General features: G+C 42.7%; 16 protein-coding genes and 1 tRNA gene. 9 read left to right on the forward strand and 8 right to left on the reverse strand.

Translation table 11 applies throughout. The features are described 5' to 3' along the window. Window positions 1-91 precede the first annotated feature (91 nt). Window positions 92-784, reverse strand: coding sequence for a response regulator transcription factor (locus tag NKI27_RS07270; protein WP_265049008.1), 693 nt, complete (start codon window positions 782-784; stop codon window positions 92-94). A gap of 235 nt (window positions 785-1019) precedes the next feature. Continuing rightward, the gene (locus NKI27_RS07275; protein ID WP_265049009.1) at window positions 1020-3224 is read right to left on the reverse strand and encodes a DNA topoisomerase 3; all 2205 of its coding nucleotides are present in this window, start codon (window positions 3222-3224) and stop codon (window positions 1020-1022) included. 205 nt (window positions 3225-3429) lie between these two features. Between NKI27_RS07275 and NKI27_RS07280 the strand changes: the two genes are divergently transcribed. Next, window positions 3430-3753, forward strand: a complete 324-nt coding sequence (locus NKI27_RS07280; protein WP_265049010.1) for a BolA family protein — start codon at window positions 3430-3432, stop codon at window positions 3751-3753. Then, the gene (locus NKI27_RS07285) at window positions 3750-4373 is read left to right on the forward strand and encodes an L-threonylcarbamoyladenylate synthase (RefSeq protein ID WP_265049011.1); all 624 of its coding nucleotides are present in this window, start codon (window positions 3750-3752) and stop codon (window positions 4371-4373) included. Before NKI27_RS07280 ends, NKI27_RS07285 begins: the two co-directional genes overlap by 4 nt. Window positions 4374-4398: 25 nt before the next feature. Here the strand turns inward: NKI27_RS07285 and NKI27_RS07290 are convergent, their stop codons facing one another. Beyond that, the gene (locus tag NKI27_RS07290; RefSeq protein ID WP_265049012.1) at window positions 4399-5040 is read right to left on the reverse strand and encodes a hypothetical protein; all 642 of its coding nucleotides are present in this window, start codon (window positions 5038-5040) and stop codon (window positions 4399-4401) included. Window positions 5041-5299: 259 nt separating this feature from the next. Here NKI27_RS07290 and NKI27_RS07295 point away from each other — a divergent pair, with 259 nt between their 5' ends. Next, window positions 5300-6343, forward strand: coding sequence for a DUF6160 family protein (locus tag NKI27_RS07295; protein ID WP_265049013.1), 1044 nt, complete (start codon window positions 5300-5302; stop codon window positions 6341-6343). A 127-nt stretch (window positions 6344-6470) separates the two neighbouring features. Here the strand turns inward: NKI27_RS07295 and NKI27_RS07300 are convergent, their stop codons facing one another. The 3 genes from NKI27_RS07300 to NKI27_RS07310 form a co-directional block, all read right to left on the reverse strand. After that, on the reverse strand, window positions 6471-7718 hold the full coding sequence (locus tag NKI27_RS07300; protein ID WP_265049014.1) for a Y-family DNA polymerase: 1248 nt from the start codon (window positions 7716-7718) through the stop codon (window positions 6471-6473). Continuing rightward, window positions 7712-8161 (reverse strand): LexA family protein, encoded by a 450-nt coding sequence (locus NKI27_RS07305; protein ID WP_265049015.1) that lies wholly within the window; start codon window positions 8159-8161, stop codon window positions 7712-7714. The genes NKI27_RS07300 and NKI27_RS07305 overlap by 7 nt, the downstream gene beginning before the upstream one ends. 355 nt (window positions 8162-8516) lie before the next feature. After that, window positions 8517-8593 (reverse strand) — tRNA-Arg (locus tag NKI27_RS07310). 178 nt (window positions 8594-8771) lie between these two features. Here NKI27_RS07310 and NKI27_RS07315 point away from each other — a divergent pair. Genes NKI27_RS07315 through NKI27_RS07335 form a run of 5 tightly spaced genes read left to right on the forward strand, consistent with a single transcriptional unit; the run spans window position 8772 to window position 12197 of the window. Continuing rightward, window positions 8772-9128 carry a rhodanese-like domain-containing protein gene (locus NKI27_RS07315; RefSeq protein WP_265049016.1) on the forward strand — a complete coding sequence of 119 codons (357 nt, stop codon included), beginning with the start codon at window positions 8772-8774 and terminating at the stop codon, window positions 9126-9128. A 14-nt stretch (window positions 9129-9142) separates the two neighbouring features. Beyond that, window positions 9143-9847, forward strand: coding sequence for a DsbA family oxidoreductase (locus tag NKI27_RS07320; protein ID WP_265049017.1), 705 nt, complete (start codon window positions 9143-9145; stop codon window positions 9845-9847). A 60-nt stretch (window positions 9848-9907) separates the two neighbouring features. Continuing rightward, a complete protein-coding gene (arsS, locus tag NKI27_RS07325) occupies window positions 9908-10882 on the forward strand; it encodes an arsenosugar biosynthesis radical SAM (seleno)protein ArsS (RefSeq protein ID WP_265049018.1) in 975 nt (324 codons plus the stop codon). A gap of 5 nt (window positions 10883-10887) precedes the next feature. Further along, a complete protein-coding gene (locus NKI27_RS07330) occupies window positions 10888-11568 on the forward strand; it encodes a TIGR04283 family arsenosugar biosynthesis glycosyltransferase (protein ID WP_265049019.1) in 681 nt (226 codons plus the stop codon). A 17-nt stretch (window positions 11569-11585) separates the two neighbouring features. Beyond that, window positions 11586-12197 carry a TIGR04282 family arsenosugar biosynthesis glycosyltransferase gene (locus NKI27_RS07335; protein WP_265049020.1) on the forward strand — a complete coding sequence of 204 codons (612 nt, stop codon included), beginning with the start codon at window positions 11586-11588 and terminating at the stop codon, window positions 12195-12197. Window positions 12198-12333: 136 nt separating this feature from the next. Here NKI27_RS07335 and NKI27_RS07340 read toward each other — a convergent pair whose 3' ends face one another. Then, a complete protein-coding gene (locus NKI27_RS07340) occupies window positions 12334-14328 on the reverse strand; it encodes a tetratricopeptide repeat protein (protein ID WP_265049021.1) in 1995 nt (664 codons plus the stop codon). 99 nt (window positions 14329-14427) lie between these two features. On the opposite strand from NKI27_RS07340, the gene NKI27_RS07345 reads away from it, so the two are divergent. Further along, window positions 14428-14580: a hypothetical protein gene (locus NKI27_RS07345; RefSeq protein ID WP_265049022.1), complete on the forward strand. Its 153-nt coding sequence runs from the start codon at window positions 14428-14430 to the stop codon at window positions 14578-14580. Between the two features lie 59 nt (window positions 14581-14639). Here NKI27_RS07345 and NKI27_RS07350 read toward each other — a convergent pair whose 3' ends face one another. Next, window positions 14640-15752, reverse strand: a complete 1113-nt coding sequence (locus NKI27_RS07350; protein ID WP_265049023.1) for a DegT/DnrJ/EryC1/StrS family aminotransferase — start codon at window positions 15750-15752, stop codon at window positions 14640-14642. Window positions 15753-15923: the final 171 nt, after the last annotated feature.

Genomic DNA, 15923 nt, shown 5'->3' on the forward strand with positions numbered 1-15923 from the left:
TCGCACCGTGGGGTGGCATCTATTAAGTGCAGATATAACATCCCTATAAGTACTGCGAATATCTTAGCTTTTTTCGCTGCCGTTTTGACGGTTATTCGGCAACGGTTTCGAGTCTGTAGCCATGTTGATAAATTGTTTTTATGCGAAACCCATTTTCAGGCTTGATGCCTAGTTTTCGACGTAATCGACTGACGTGGGTATCGACGGTACGGGTGTTCAAATCGCTTGATACGCCCCATACTCGCTCTAACAAAAAGTTTCTTGACAGTAATCGTCCTACGTTCTGGAACATAAATACAGCCAAATCAAAATCTTTATCGGTCATTGGGACGAGCTCACCTTTACACTGTATCGTTCGCGCATGTATATCTACATCAAAAGGGCCTAGGGTAAATGTTTCGCTCTTGCCGTCTTCGTCACTCGATGTTCGGCGAGACAGTGCGTGTATTCGTGCCGCTAACTCTCCAATCCGGGCAGGCTTAACTAAATAGTCGTCTGCGCCTGCGTCCAATGCCGTGATAATATCTTCTTCGCTATCTCTCTGGGTGAGAAAGATTACTGGGATTTTCCAGTTTAATTCTTTGCGTACATCTTTTAATGCGTCTGTTCCCTCCATGTCTGGCAACTGCCAATCCATAATAAGGAGGTCATAACTATTGTGCGTGACGGCATATAGAAAGGACTGACCAGTGTGAAAAAATTCACAAGCATGCCCTTTTTCTATTAATGCATCACTTAAATTTCGAGCTTGTTCTACTTCGTCTTCAAGTAGTCCAATTTTCATCGCATGTCCCCTGATGCCATCAATGGCTATTTGAGTAGGCTGCGGGATCTTTAAAGGCAGCACCGCTATTATTATATTTTTGCTATTAATGACTGATTCTGCCAGAGAAAAACACTGGCGTCATTAGTTAAGTTGTTCTAGTTCGTTACAGTAAGTTGCTTAATTTAATGAAAGAAATTATTTATATCTGTCAGAATTATTTGTAAAAATTATAAACCAATACGTTTAAAATTTATTAGGGTCTTGGGTTAATATGAATTAGTGGCTTACCCTCAATGTCTTTAAACGTTTTGCGGCATGAAGGGTAGTTGCTACAGCCCCAAAATTCGCCTCGCGTTCCGGTACGCCGAATTAGTGGCGCATGGCAGTTAGGGCAAGGTATTGGGGGAGAGTCTCCCATCTTGACGGCTTTGGCTTTTTTAGTGGTGTTGAGCTTCCAGGGTAATGACGCCTTACAGTTAGGGAATTGACTGCAGGCCCAGAATTTTCCGTACTTACCGGTTCTTTCGACCATTTCAGACTGGCATTTAGGGCAGGAGGGGGGGGGCGCGATAGCCTGCTGAGAACCGTTGGCCTTTTTGACAGGAATACCTGTTAATGTCTCGATAAGGTGACTTATCTCATCGGTAATGCGCGTTATAAAATCTTTCGGTTTGGTGCTGCCAGAGCTTATAGTATCGAGAGCGGCTTCCCAGATAGCTGTCATGTCTGGCGTTATACAATTAGTAGGAAGGTTGTAGATTAAATCCCTTCCTTTTTCCGTTGATACAATGCGGCGACCATTTTTGGCAATGTAATCTCGCCGATAAAGGGCCTCTATAATTGCTGCGCGAGTGGCTTCTGTACCCAAACCGTCTGACGCTCTTAACGTTTTTTTGATGTAAGGGTCTTCGACATAATGTGCAATACTTGTCATTGCAGATAACAGACTGGCATCGTCAAAATGTTCAGGCGGCGGTGTTTCGTGAGTCATGATTTTAACGGTTCGGCAGTAGACTTGCTCCCCCTCGCGAAGTGAATTTCCCGCTGTTGCGTGAGCTGCAGAAGCAATGCCGCCATCATCATGTTGATCTGGTTCATCAATGGCTTTCCACCCTTTATGGCGGACTGTTGTTTGCTTTCCTTGGAATCGTTCTTTATCTATCGAAATGTCGAAGATCGATTCGTCTGTAATCAGACTAGGGTAAAATTGAGCGATATAGCGGCGGCAGATAAGTGTATAAAGCGCCTGCTCTCGCGTTTGTAATGTCGCAATATCGAGGGTCTGTGCGGTAGGGATGATCGCATGGTGAGGCCCTGTTTTCTGGTCATTCCATGCATGAGACTTAATGGTTAGATTACAACCATGAACGGCGTTCGTCAGCAAGGGGGCATTGAGAATCAGTGTGTTGAGTAAGTCTGCACGATGATTAAACTGATTATCGGGTAGGTATCGACAGTCAGATTTAGGGTAGGTGATCAGCTTGTACTTATCAAACAGCATTAAGCATCCGTCTAGCACATATTGCGGACTATACCCAAAGCGCTTAGCCGCTTCAATTTGCAGCGTCGACAAGGAGAAAGGCAATGGCGATGGCTCACTTAGCTGTTTGTCTGTCACTTTAATGACGGTGCCAATGATTTCGTTCACTGATACAGACCGAACAACGCGTTCTGCTATTTTTCGATTCAGTAGCCGGCCTTGTTCATCGCAATGCATTTCTCTGGATGGCGGTGTTTGCCATAGAGTGTCGATAACGGGGAGGGGGCTTTTAGTGTTCAACGTCTCAAAGTTAGCCACTATTGAATAGTAACGAGTAGGCTTAAAGTGTTCTATTTCGGCATCTCGTTTAGCGATCAGGCCGAGCACCGGTGTTTGTACTCGTCCTACTGAAAACACGCCTTCTTTGCCTTTATCCCGCGCCACCAGCGTAAGAGCTCTTGTCAGATTAATGCCATATAGCCAGTCTGCTTGTTGTCTGCATTGTGCGGAGCGCGATAAGTTTTGATACTCAGTATTGGATGTTAGTTGATTAAGGGACGCTGCAATGGCTGTTGGAGTGAGATCATTAATTAGCAAACGTCGCACAGGGACTTCAACGTTAAAATAATGCAGCACCTCGTCAACTATGAGTTGTCCCTCCCGATCAGGATCCCCTGCATGAATGATTTCGTGCGAACGCTCTATCAGTGAGCCGATAATCCTCAAATGGTTCATTGTTTCGCTGCGAGGCGTTAGCTTCCATTTTGCTGGTGCAATAGGCAGATCATAGAGGTTCCATTTTGCGTACTGAGGTAGGTATGCCTCTGGACTACAAGGCTCGAGTAAATGCCCTGAACACCAAGTAACAGTGATATCTTGCCCGCATTGGATATAACCCTGCTGCGCCGAGTGGGGAAGAGGTAATGCTTGGACTATAGCTCGGCCTAAACTAGATTTTTCTGCTATGATTAACTGCATGAATAAGAGGTTACACTAAAGTTGAATCCGATAGACCCACTATACCAGAATTTACTCGAACGCCATGCCAGAATTTGTAGGCGTTGGGGTTAAATAGTAAGGGCGTTACTATCATATTTGATTCATATTCTAATGCTAAATGGTTGTAGTGATAGTAGAATTAACTCATATCAACATTCTGATCTTAATTTCAAGGCCTTGAATAATGCATGTGCAAAAACAGATAGAAGAAACGTTAGCTGCATCATTTGATGTAAAACATTTAGATGTGCTGAATGAAAGCCATATGCATAGTGTGCCACCGAATTCAGAGACCCACTTTAAAGTGGTTTTGGTCAGCCCTGACTTTAATGATGTAAGAAAAGTGGCTAGGCATCAAAAAATATATAAAGCGTTGGAAGATGCGATGAAAAATGGCATTCATGCGCTGGCACTTCATCTTTATACCGAAGATGAATGGAACACAAAAAACGAAGGTGTACCTGCGTCACCCAATTGCATGGGTGGCTCAAAGGGGGATAACTTATGAGTCAGTTTTTTCAAATACACCCAGACAATCCGCAGCACCGACTGATTGTTCAGGCGGTTGATATTGTTAGGTCTGGCGGTGTTATTGCTTACCCTACCGATTCAGCTTATGCGCTAGGTTGTTATATTGGTGATAAGAATGCAGTGGATAGAATTAAGCGTATTCGTCGTCTTGATGATAAGCATAACTTTACGTTGGTTTGTCGTGATTTATCAGAGCTTGGCGTTTACGCCAAGGTAAATAACAGTTGTTATCGTTTATTGAAAAATAATACGCCAGGGGCTTATACATTTATACTGCCTGCGAGTGCAGAGGTGCCTAGACGGTTGATGCACCCCAAAAGGCGTGAGATTGGCATGAGAGTGCCAGAAAACAATATTGCCTTAGCGTTATTAGAAGAGCTTAATGCGCCACTGATGAGCACGACGTTGATACTGCCGGGTGACGACACGCCTATGACTGACCCATACGAGATTAGAAGTATGCTCGAGCATGAGGTTGACCTAGTGATTGATGGCGGTTTCTGTGGTTTTGAGCCAACGACTGTGGTGAAATTAACCGATGATGTTCCTCACATTGTGCGAGAGGGTAAAGGTGACCCAGAGCCTTTTAGAACATAAAGTGTTTAATGGTTAACGAGGCGCGTTAACCATTAAGAATAAATCGAAACTGCTCATCTTCTTGTGTCTCTTGAATCTGGTCGTCAGGCTTTTGCATGCTGACTACGTTAGATTTAAGTGCATCATAGCGATGGGCGATATCAGAAAGCCCATTGTTATCGGGTGTCGCACTAACAAGGCTTGAAAATACATTGTTATGTACGCCGTAGGCATTAGCCACTTTAACGACATTATCGACATAATTTAGTGTTGGTTGGTCTGTACTTAACCTATTAAATGCTTCATGGAATGCTTTGTTATTTGTGAGGTCTTTATTAACTTGCTCCATAGCGCTAGGAATACCGTTTCCTTTAGCTTGAAAATTCCCAAATAGATCGCGGGATATTTCCAACCTCATCTCGGGGTTCATCCCAACTTCGGCAAGTTTGTTCCTAAGTGTTTCTTTTATAAAGGCAGTATCTTTCCCCACTGCATCCTTATATTCATTGACTGATATTTTCTTAGGCGCTGATTGAAACCCTTCACTCAATCTTAAATTAACCGCGTCAGCCGGTAGGATATCGTTGGCCGGGGTGCTATTTACCTCGCTTTTCTCAGGATTCAACAGCGTTGAACGTGAGAGGTCTTGGGGTATTTGGTATGCAATCTCGTTGCTGATAAGTGACATATTTTTGGCCTCCATACTGTCTATATCGATTACTGATGATAGATAAAGCAAAAGGTAGGCCATTATTTGTATGGTTGTGCCGACATTTAAGTAAAATAAATAGTGTTGAACTTTCAGTCATGATGCGAGTAGAACTACTGTGTTTGTAATGTTAATAAATGTAAGTAGGGGTGACGCAGTTCTCAGTTTTGTCGTGCAGTAAGCAGTATCCTAAAGTGAAAAATATACTAATAAAAATTATGTCCACAGGGAAACTATCATGAAACGCCGAACAGTCTATCTAGGAGCTGCAGTCGCGCTGTTAACCGCACAACCCTCGTTCTCGCAAATGAAAACACTAGATGACGAAACAATGGGTGGTGTAACGGGGCAGGCAGGGATTTCTATCGAGTTGGAAGCCAAGGTTAATATTGGCGAAATAGCCTATCAAGATGGCGGCTATTTACTCGTCAGAGATATGTTCTTGGGGGGGATCGGTGGAACTGCGTTAGACAACATTTTAATGACAGTCGATGTGTCTGGTAACAATGAAACATTGGGTCATGGCTTTTCCCGTATGGCTGAGTGGGCAGATCAAGGTTTAGTGAGTACTGCTGATGCAGATGTGGCAGATGCTGTCGCAAAATATGATCAAGGTGGCGGATTGTTCGGTAAAACGTTCAATGATGGTGACTTGGTTATACATGTAGATGCAACAGACCCCGGTGTACTGGCGTCAAATACTGCAAGCCAGAATCTAGATGCTTACAAAACAGCCACCGACTTTGAGTTGACCGTTGGCTCAGTTGAATATGCACAAAGCACTTATAGCCCAGGCACAGCAACCGCACGCGGTTCACTCATGTTCTCAGATATCAACATGCAAGGGCGTCTCGGGCCTGCAGATATCGTTATTAGAAATGGAACCAATACTTACTCAGATACTGCCAACGGCAACTTGTCAGTTTCAGATTCAAAAGTTGAAGTTGATGCCTTTTTTCGGGTAGACGACCTAGATATGAACTGGGATAACGGCGACCTAATTGTGTTATTTAATTTTGCAGGTTTAAAACTCAGAGATCTAAAAATCCATAATACTCGTGGTTCAGATTCAGTGGGTAGCTTTGGCTTTGCAAGTGTGTCGGCAGACCTCTCAGCAGGTAATAGTAACTTAACGGGCAGTGCCGGTTTAGCGGTTACTAATGTTGATTTAAGAATGGATATCGACATGCCGCATGTGCAATTTGGCAGCAGGCCTAGTATAGGTGAAGTGTACTTTACCGACTTTGTAATTCAGGCTGACATGCTTGTATACGGGCACTAAACACCTTCCGATAGGGCAGGCTACAAGTTTGCCCTTGTTTGCGGTTTCACCCTTTTGATGCCTAATTCTAAGGGTTTAATTAAAGACTCTTTGTTTAAGGTGTTGTTTCTCTATCGAGATATTACGCTTATATTTTAACCACAGGTAAATCTGATATTCGGGTTGTGTAAGCCGGAGATTTAAAGCTACGCGCCATTGACCACCCCCTTTTTATTCCTTGTCTTGCAAAAAATACACTGCCATGGCCATACCGTTTATTCATTTGGTCGATCATCGTCATCAGCTTTACAGATCGTTCAGAATCACTCTGAAAGAAGTCATTTTGATAATACTTACTATTGGTTAGCTCAAGTAAACCAACACCTGCTCGCGCATATCCATAACCCTCACGAAATAATGAATCTGATGCTTCCGTCGCGGTACTAATAATTATTCGGCTGTCGTTAGTCGGGTAAGGCAGTGGAAGAGTAACACTGTTGCTGTAGGGGTGGTCTGAATAACGAGATGTTTGAATGGTCACATAGATTCTTTTAGTGAGCCCGTTTTGCTGCCGTAATTTCTCAGCCGCTCTATTGGCGTAATGTGCGACACTTTCTTTTATCGCTTGTTTAGATGTTATTTTCTTAGAAAAAGACCGACTGCAAAACACTTCTTTTTTGGGTTGTGGTTGGGTTTCTAAATCGAAACACGGCACCTCATTTAATTCGAGTACGGTTCGCTCTAATGTAACGCCAAATTCTTTCCTAATGCGTTTTGGGGGTTGTCTTTTAAGGTCATGAACAGAGTATATTTTAAACAGGTTAAGCCTTTTGGCGAGTCTAGAGCCAACTCCCCAGACCTTATCTACGGCTATTTTTTTAAAGACGTTTTCCCATTTATGAAGATTGGAGACTCGGCAGACACCATTTAGTTTGTTTGATTTTTTTGCAATGTGATTAGCCAATTTTGCCAATGTTTTTGTTTCAGCGATACCAACACATACAGGCATCCGTTGATGTTGCCATGCAAGCTTCTTAATTAGTTGACCATGGCTAATAACATCACTAAACCCGTTAAGCTCAAGAAAAGCCTCGTCAATACTGTATATTTCAATGCGGTCACCCAGCGTCGCCAACAAGCCCATTAACCGTGCCGAAATATCGCCGTATAATTCGTAGTTACTGCTAAAAATATGAACCTGATGATGCTCTAGTAAAGGCTTAATTTTAAAGTAGGGAACCAGCCCCGGAACCCCTAATGCTTTTGCTTGAGCATTACGCGTAACAATGCAGCCATCATTATTGGATAACACAACAATCGGCTTGCCTCTCAAATCAGGCCTAAATATTTGTTCGCAACTCGCATAACAGGCGTTGCAGTCGACAAGTGCTAGCATGAAAAAGCAAAATTCTTTTGAGGTGAAATACAGTACGTCACCACGCCTTCACACATAACATCAATATCCTCAGGTAAGGGAATCGGTGGGTGCTTGGGGTTGGCGGGTCTTAAAATTTTATTCTTTAAATCTAAAACCTTAACGGTCAACTCACCTGCGATGGACGCAACAATCGTGCTGTCATCTTCAGGTCGAATGGAACGATCAATAATTAAGAGAGAGCCATCAAGGATACCTCTTTCAATCATAGAATCACCTTCGGCTTTGGCTAGAATAGTCGCAGCAGGATGCTTGATAAGCAGTTCGTTAAGGCTAGGTATACTTTCAGAATAATCATCCGCAGGAGACGGAAAACCGCACGCAAGACGACGACTCAGTACAGATAGCACCTCATTAGTTGACTTAAATGTAGAGTGTAAAATGCATAAAGGCGTAACGTTCATATTTAATATAACACTGTATGGATGGACAGTCCTATAATAGCCCTATTATTAGATAAATAGCAATTATAAATATTCTATTTTGAGGCTCGACAGATTTACTATGTGGGGGGGATTCTTGTGCAAAATGCGAGACCTGCCCCAATCCTGTGAATATCGAAAAATGTAGGGGCAGACCTATGTGTCCGCCCTAAAAGCGAATGTTGAGATAAAGGTGATACTTTTAAAGCCTGAATGCATAAGAAATCAACGTTTAATATTGGTCTATATATGCAAATAGGGGAGGAGGACGTTCAGATTTACGTGATCGGCCATGTTGAACAGCAACACGTAATTAAACTGAAAATAAAGAAGAAAATGGTGCCCCGAACAGGAGTCGAACCTGTGACCTGCCCCTTAGGAGGGGGCCGCGCTATCCAGCTGTGCCATCGGGGCACTAAAGAAGGCGTATGATAGCGTCATGAATGCTATTTCTCAAGGACTTAGCCGTGCTTATTTAGCTGTGACGTGTATTAAATTCTTATTTTTATGCCATGCTTATAGGAAAGGCTTTTCATTGGGTATCAGCTATGATATCTGTATAGTTATATAGATATTAATAAGAGGGTAAATTATGATAAAACAGCTATCAGATATTGTGGCAGAGGCAAAAATGGGTGAGCACTGTTTAACAGTTGTCGAGTCATTGAAGTTGGTTGGGCAGTGTGAAAAACCGCTGTTAATTGACGTACGAGAACCGGCTGAGCACAGCCTTGATTCGGTTGAAGGCTTTATCAACATACCTCGTGGAGTTTTAGAGATGAAAATGCCTGAGCTGTGTGATGACCCTGATCGTTGCATTTTACTTCATTGCGGTACGGGAGGAAGGGCTGCTCTTTCTGCTAAATCGTTGAGGAATATGGGGTATAAAAATGTTCATCTAATTAGCGCCTCGTTTGAAGATATTAAAAATCACTTTCACGGTTCATAAACACGGGCATTAAGATGAGTAAACCAGTATTGATTTCTCACTACTCAGATGTGTTGTGTGTCTGGGCTTATGTGGCACAAGTTAAGCTCGATGAGCTCCGTACTCAGTTTGGTGACGGTGTTGATATCAAACATCACTTTACACCAACGTTTGGGTGTACGGAACATCGTATCGGTGAGGGTTGGAAAGATAGGGGAGGCTTTGATGGGTTTTCTGACCATGTCGTGGATGTGTGTGAGTCCTTCCCGCATGTTGAGATTAACAAGGCTGTTTGGAAGACTTCTCGGCCAAAGTCATCTGCATCGACTCATTGTTTTATAAAAGCGGTTCAGTTACTTGAAGAAGAAGGCGTTATTAGCTCTCAGCATGTTGAGGCTTATGATGGGCGTACACTGTGTGAAGCGTTTGTTTGGCATGTTCGTTTGGCCTTTTTTGTAGAGGTTAAAGATGTATCGAAACATGATGTACTGTTTGAGATTGCGAAGAGGTTAAGTATTCCTGTAGAGGCGGTTGATGAGCGACTTAACAATGGAGCGGCTATCGCTGCATTGTGTCGAGATATGGAGCTTAAAGAAAGTCTAAATATTGAAGGCAGTCCAACATATTCTTTAAATGGTGGTAGGCAAAAACTGTACGGTAATGTTGGTTATCGAATTCTTGAGGCGAATGTGCTTGAGTTAATGCAAAATGAGAACAGAGAACTTGCTTCATGGTGTTGAACTAATTGGAATTCTGGTAGTCTCACTGCTAACTAAATTATATAAACAATAAGGTTAGCTATGCTTGATACCCGACCGATGCTTTTGTTGTCTGATTTTCCTGAAATCAGAAGAGCAGAACTACATACCCTTCAAGTAAATCTAGGTTACAAGTGCAATCTAAGTTGTACGCATTGTCACGTCGCTGCAGGCCCTAATCGAACAGAGATGATGGATCGAAAAACAGTCGATATTCTTCTGCAGTTTATAGACGCACAAAATATCAAAACGCTTGACTTAACGGGCGGCGCGCCGGAAATGAATCCTGAGTTTCGCTATTTGGTGCTCGAAGCCCGCAAGCGTAATGTCACTGTAATTGATCGATGCAACTTGACGATTTTACTTGAGCCTGGTTACGAGGATATGGCGCAGTTTTTAGCGGATAATCAAGTAGAGGTCGTCGCCTCTATGCCTTGTTACAGCGAAGAAAACGTAGATAAACAGCGCGGGAAAGGTGTTTATGATGGCAGTATCGAAGCACTTTTGCGTCTCAATAAATTAGGGTACGGTGTTGAAGGTAGCGGTCTGATATTGAATTTAGTGTATAACCCCGGTGGCGCTTTTCTTCCGCCTCCTCAACAGCAGTTAGAGTTAGATTATAAGCGGGAGTTATTTGACCGTTTTACTATTGCGTTTAATCAGTTATTTTCTATTACCAATATGCCTATTAGCCGATTTGGTAGTGTGCTTTTATCAAAAGGCGAGTTTAATAATTATATGGGGTTGCTAAAGGGCGCTTACCTAGAGCAAAATCTAAACTCTGTTATGTGCCGCAACCTTATCAGTATTGATTGGCAAGGGTATGTCTATGATTGTGATTTTAATCAAATGTTAGAGATGCCGCTGGTTAACCCAGATAATAAAATTGCTTCTGATCGTACGCATTTATCTGAATTATTGCAGCAAAATATGGAAGGACGTCCTATAGTAGTGGCTAACCATTGTTATGGATGTACTGCAGGTCAGGGTAGTAGTTGTGGTGGATCGCTGGAGTAAAATTAATGCAGCTGCGTATTAGTATTATTATCCCTACGCTTAATGAAGAAAAAACCATCAAGAAATCATTAAAAGCACTACAGTTGTTGAGACTGTACGGTGCAGAGGTGATTGTTGCAGATGGTGGGAGTCGTGATAACACCAAGTCTGAATGTAATCACTTGGTAGACTGCTGGGTCGACGCACCCAAAGGACGAGCGACTCAAATGAATGCGGGGGCAGACGTTGCACGCTTTACTGCGATGCTGTTCCTTCATGCCGATACGGTACTCCCCGGCAATAGTGTTAATTTACTTAAAGCCTTCATCGAATCGACGAGTATTTGGGGCCGATTTAATGTGCGTTTGTCTGGCGATAAAAAGATGTATCGAGTGGTTGAATCTATGATGAATTGGCGTTCGATGCTAACGGGTATCGCGACAGGAGATCAGGCGATATTTGTTAGAAAAGCCTATTTTGAACGGGTAGGCCGATTCCCCCAGCAACCGCTGATGGAAGACGTTGCGCTAACCCAAAAACTTAAAAAAATTAGCCGCCCTTATTGCATTAAGATACCTGTCACCACAGATAGCCGTCGATGGGAAAAACACGGTGTATGGAAGACGATATTATTAATGTGGTCGTTGCGGTTTAAGTATATGCTAGGTGTCGATGTCGAAAAACTTCACCGTCAATATTATCCTTAAGTGGATACTTATCCTCTATGACCCGCACGCTATTAATTCAATTTGCAAAGTGGCCGCAACTCGGAAAAGTTAAAACCCGACTTGCTAAAAAGATGGGTGATCAGGCCGCTTATAGCGCGCATATAGAACTTACTCAAACGGTACTAAAAAACCTAACTTCATCTAATGTTGGTTCAGTGGCGCTATGGTTTGACCAACTGCTAACTGAAAACCCCGAAGCAAAATTGCTAACCGAAAACTGCCAAAAACTATCAGTCCCCATTGCCTGTCAAAAGGGAGATGATTTAGGTGCGCGAATGTTTCATGCGCTTTCTAGTGGATTGAAGACATACCAAAAAGTGATTATCGTCGGAAGTGACTGCCCAACGGTTGATAAAGCTTATCTAGAGCAAGCCGTTAAGGTGTTGGATGATAGCGATTTAGTACTCGGGCCTGCTGAAGATGGTGGCTATGTACTACTCGGTGCTCGAAAAGTTGCACCTATGTTGCTGGATAATATTGCATGGGGGCAGGGGGCTGTTCTTCGGTCAACGGTAGAGCGGGCTGATGGGTGTAGATTGACTTACCAGTTGTTGGATACGACTTGGGATGTTGATGAGTATGAGGATTATTTGCGGTGGAAGAGGTGATATCATCGTATTGTACGAATCGAAAAGGCTGAGTTATTAAAGGTTGAAAAATACCCAGACACCATATAGCGTTTGAGTACTATCTGATCGCCACTCGATTGAAAGGGTAAAAGGCTCGCTTTTACCCTTATCTTATTTACCCCTTAACCAAATAAATAGAATACGCATTATCAACCTGCTGCTTTTCAGCAAACTTAATCAAATGCTTCTTCGCTAAGGCGGTTGCGACGGCTTTGCTGTGGTGGTTGAGTACCTTTGAAAGCGTCCACTCAGGGTTTGCCAATAAACCAATAACAGAACCCAGTATGGCTTGTTGTGTGCTTGGAGTGAACCATGACTGGCGGCAGCCATCAATCGAATAAAAATACTCATCATTAATCAAGTTAGACCAATAATCGCTATATTTATCCGCTAAGATCGTGGCTCTAAGTGCTCTAATATTGGCAGATGTCGCGCGTAGTTTTTGCTTGCTTACAAGTGCTTGAATATCTTTAGTCGCGTTATCAGGTGACTGCTGTAGTTTGATATTCATAACCCCATTCTTGCTTAGGTTATTTTGAATAAGACTGATAAACGAGTTATCTATGACTTTTGCGTCGCCAGTTATTGAAGCAAAGTGAATCTCATTGCCGTCTTGTAAAAAGCGCCTTGCTAAAGAAGGTGGCCAGAAGGCGATGTTGGTGAGTTGTTCTTCTTGTGCTTTAAGATGGCTTTCTGCCAGATTCTCTAAGCTGTGTTCAACGGCTAATACTTCTACATCGGTGAAGTAACGGGCATATTCAACTGCTTTTTGGGCTGCGTCGGTGCCTGCGACTAATAGCAATAAACGCTCTGGTAAGCTTTCATCCGATAGATTAAAGCTTTCAATTAAATCTTTTTTAAGTGACTGCTCGTTAAACAGCGCTAAATTATTCCAGCGTGGAAACGGTGCAGACAAATCTTCTTTAGCGATTAACAGCTCATCTTGCTTTTCTGGAAACTGCTGCTTAAACGCCTCTCGTTCTGCGCGTCTATAGAGTGAAGCAGACATCAGCGGGTGTAATACCTCAGGCCAGTCAATTAACTTAAGCGCCGTTAGGTTGACGGCATAGCACTGAGAAAAGAAGGCCTGATACATACCTACCAGAATCAAAGCACCTGCGACATTATCAACTGTCCAGTTTTGTTGCAGGGTTTGAGTGAGTATTTGATCAAAATGCTGCACGTGTGAGGCTTCGACTTCATCAATAATTAATGAGTAGTTACCACGCTCAGCGTAAACGCCGATTGCGATGGTTAGCAGTTGCAGTTCATCACGAAGGTGGCGAGTTTCTACCGCTTCAAACAATATGCTTTGACGAAGTAGAGTAATAAACTCCTCAACAAAGGGATTAGGTAAGTTGCATTTGATGAGCGAGTGAAATATTAAAGGGTCATTCGCGACGGTTAATAAGTCGATCGGCGCATTAGGGTTTTCAAGGTCGTATTTTTTGCAAATCAGCTGAGCAGCAAAGTGGCTTAAACGTTCAAGCGGCAAATTATCGTTCGCCAATAGCGTTAGCAGATCCGCTTCTAAATCGGCTTCATAACGGTCAACCTGAATATGCTCACAGCAATTCAGCATGCCTTGTAAGATGGTTTGATTATTGTGACCATGAGCCACAAGAGAGCGGTAATGCAGGTAGGCCACATCAAAGTTACGTAGCGCTTGTTGTGCGCGTGCAATACCTAAAAATGCATTCACATAACGCTTGTCAAACGACAGCGCTGCATGAAAATGCTCAAGGGCTTTTTCAGGCTCATCGGCGACTAAGTAAAGGTAACCGGCGTTGGTCAGGTACTGGGTATTACTCGGCTCATGCTTTAAACACCGGTTGAACAAGGCTTTAGCGGTTGAGATATTGCCCCGGTCTAGCTCTATACGACCTAAAAGATTGATGGCTGGGCTGTTAGTCGGGTCGGCACTCATTACTTCAGATACCAGTTGATAAGCATTGTCTAAAAATGCCTGACGATCTGCAGCAGGGGTCGATAGGTTATTGGCGTTTTGATACAAATCGTTCGCGTGGATGAGTATCCGCGCCATGTCAGCCAGCTCAGATTTTAAGAATTCATTAATGGTTGGCTGTAGTGTCGATGTCATCGTATTCATGTAGGCAAACCTCTTCCGCTTTTTAGGGTTTAAATGCTCTATTTCTATATAGAGAGTAACTAAGCGAATGGTGTGCCAAGTTTTACGGAGGAAGTGGGAATGTTTTCAGTAAAGCTAGAGGAGGGCTTAGGTCTTTGTAGCCGTGATGAAAGGAGGCACGACTGGAATCAAGGAAAGGTGACGGTGGATGCAGAACCAACCCCTGATTCCGCTTCGCTGCATCAAGGCTACAAGGGCGTTTACATAGTATAAGTTATTATGCTGGCGGCGACTGGGTTAGATTGGCTCCAGATAGCGCTTAAAAAGCTACGCTATAACTGTTGAGCTTTCTTATTCAAAACAGTTGAGAGGATGCTAACTGTGTTCTCTATATCCTGCTCGGTAAGGTGGTTATGGAAAGGCAGGGCCAGCCCCTGAGATGAAACTCTATTGGCATTTTTAAAATTTAAACTGGCGGGTATTGTATTATCACTAAATGCTGGAAACCCTTGTATTAGAGGCCAGTATAAGCGACGGCTTTCAATGCCTTGCTCTAGTAAACGTTCAAATAACTCGTCAGTATGATGTTCAAAAAGCACATAAAGAGAAGCGGGTACAAATGACTCTAAGCCAGCTTGAGTTTGTACTTTTAAATGATGCTGCTCAAATAATGATTTATATTTATTGAGTATAAAGCTGTTTTTTTGTTTTATCTCTTTAATACGATCTAGTTGTGCTAAACCCACTGCGCAATGATATTCACTCATTTTTGCATTAGTACCGACATTATTTATGGTTCTGCCTGCTTCAAAGCCGAAGTTAGACATTTTTCTAATGAAGCTTGCCTGAGATTTGTTAGGGCAAACCACCAGCCCACCTTCACCTGCTCCTAGTGGTTTAGTTGCATGCAAGCTGAATGCGTAAATAAGGTTCTCATTAATCGATTGGTTCATTAATGCAGCAGCGGCATCAATGACGACAGGTAGGTTCGTTTTTTTATAAAAGTTCGCCCAGCTTTCAGAACAAACCGGCATGCCAAAGGCTGCAACAGGTACAACAGCGGCAATATTGTGCAGTTTGGTATTACGTAAGGCAATCTCTGGTGTAAGAAACCAATTGTTTTTGTTGATATCACTTAATACTGGGGTTAAACCCGCATTGATAATAGCTTCGACTGTAGCGGGAAAGGTAAAGCTAGTAGTAAGGACCTTCGCGCCAGCGGGTAGATTAAGGCTTCTTAACGCGAGCTCAATGGCTGATGTTCCAGAAGAGACTAGGGTTAGCTTGTTTGTGGCTATGTTGTCGAGACAGTTGTCAGCAATTTTTTGTATGAGTTGGTGGTATAAAGGCCCAAAATTTGAATACCAGAGATTATTATCGATTTCCTTAAGATAAGGAATCAATGCTTCTGTTTTTGGCATGTCAGGTATGAAATAAGGGATCATATGATTAACGCCTGATTATTGACACTTTTATTTTAGTATGGCGATAAATATGCCGTTATCAAATATAGATTGCTATATCTTATTTATCGGCCATTATAATTTATTCTGTATTTTATTTTTTTAATTACACTAGATTGTAATCTAGTGTTTATGAGTTGACTTGCCTGGGGT

The sequence above is a fragment of the Alkalimarinus alittae genome, assembly GCF_026016465.1.
GTDB lineage: Bacteria > Pseudomonadota > Gammaproteobacteria > Pseudomonadales > Oleiphilaceae > Alkalimarinus > Alkalimarinus alittae.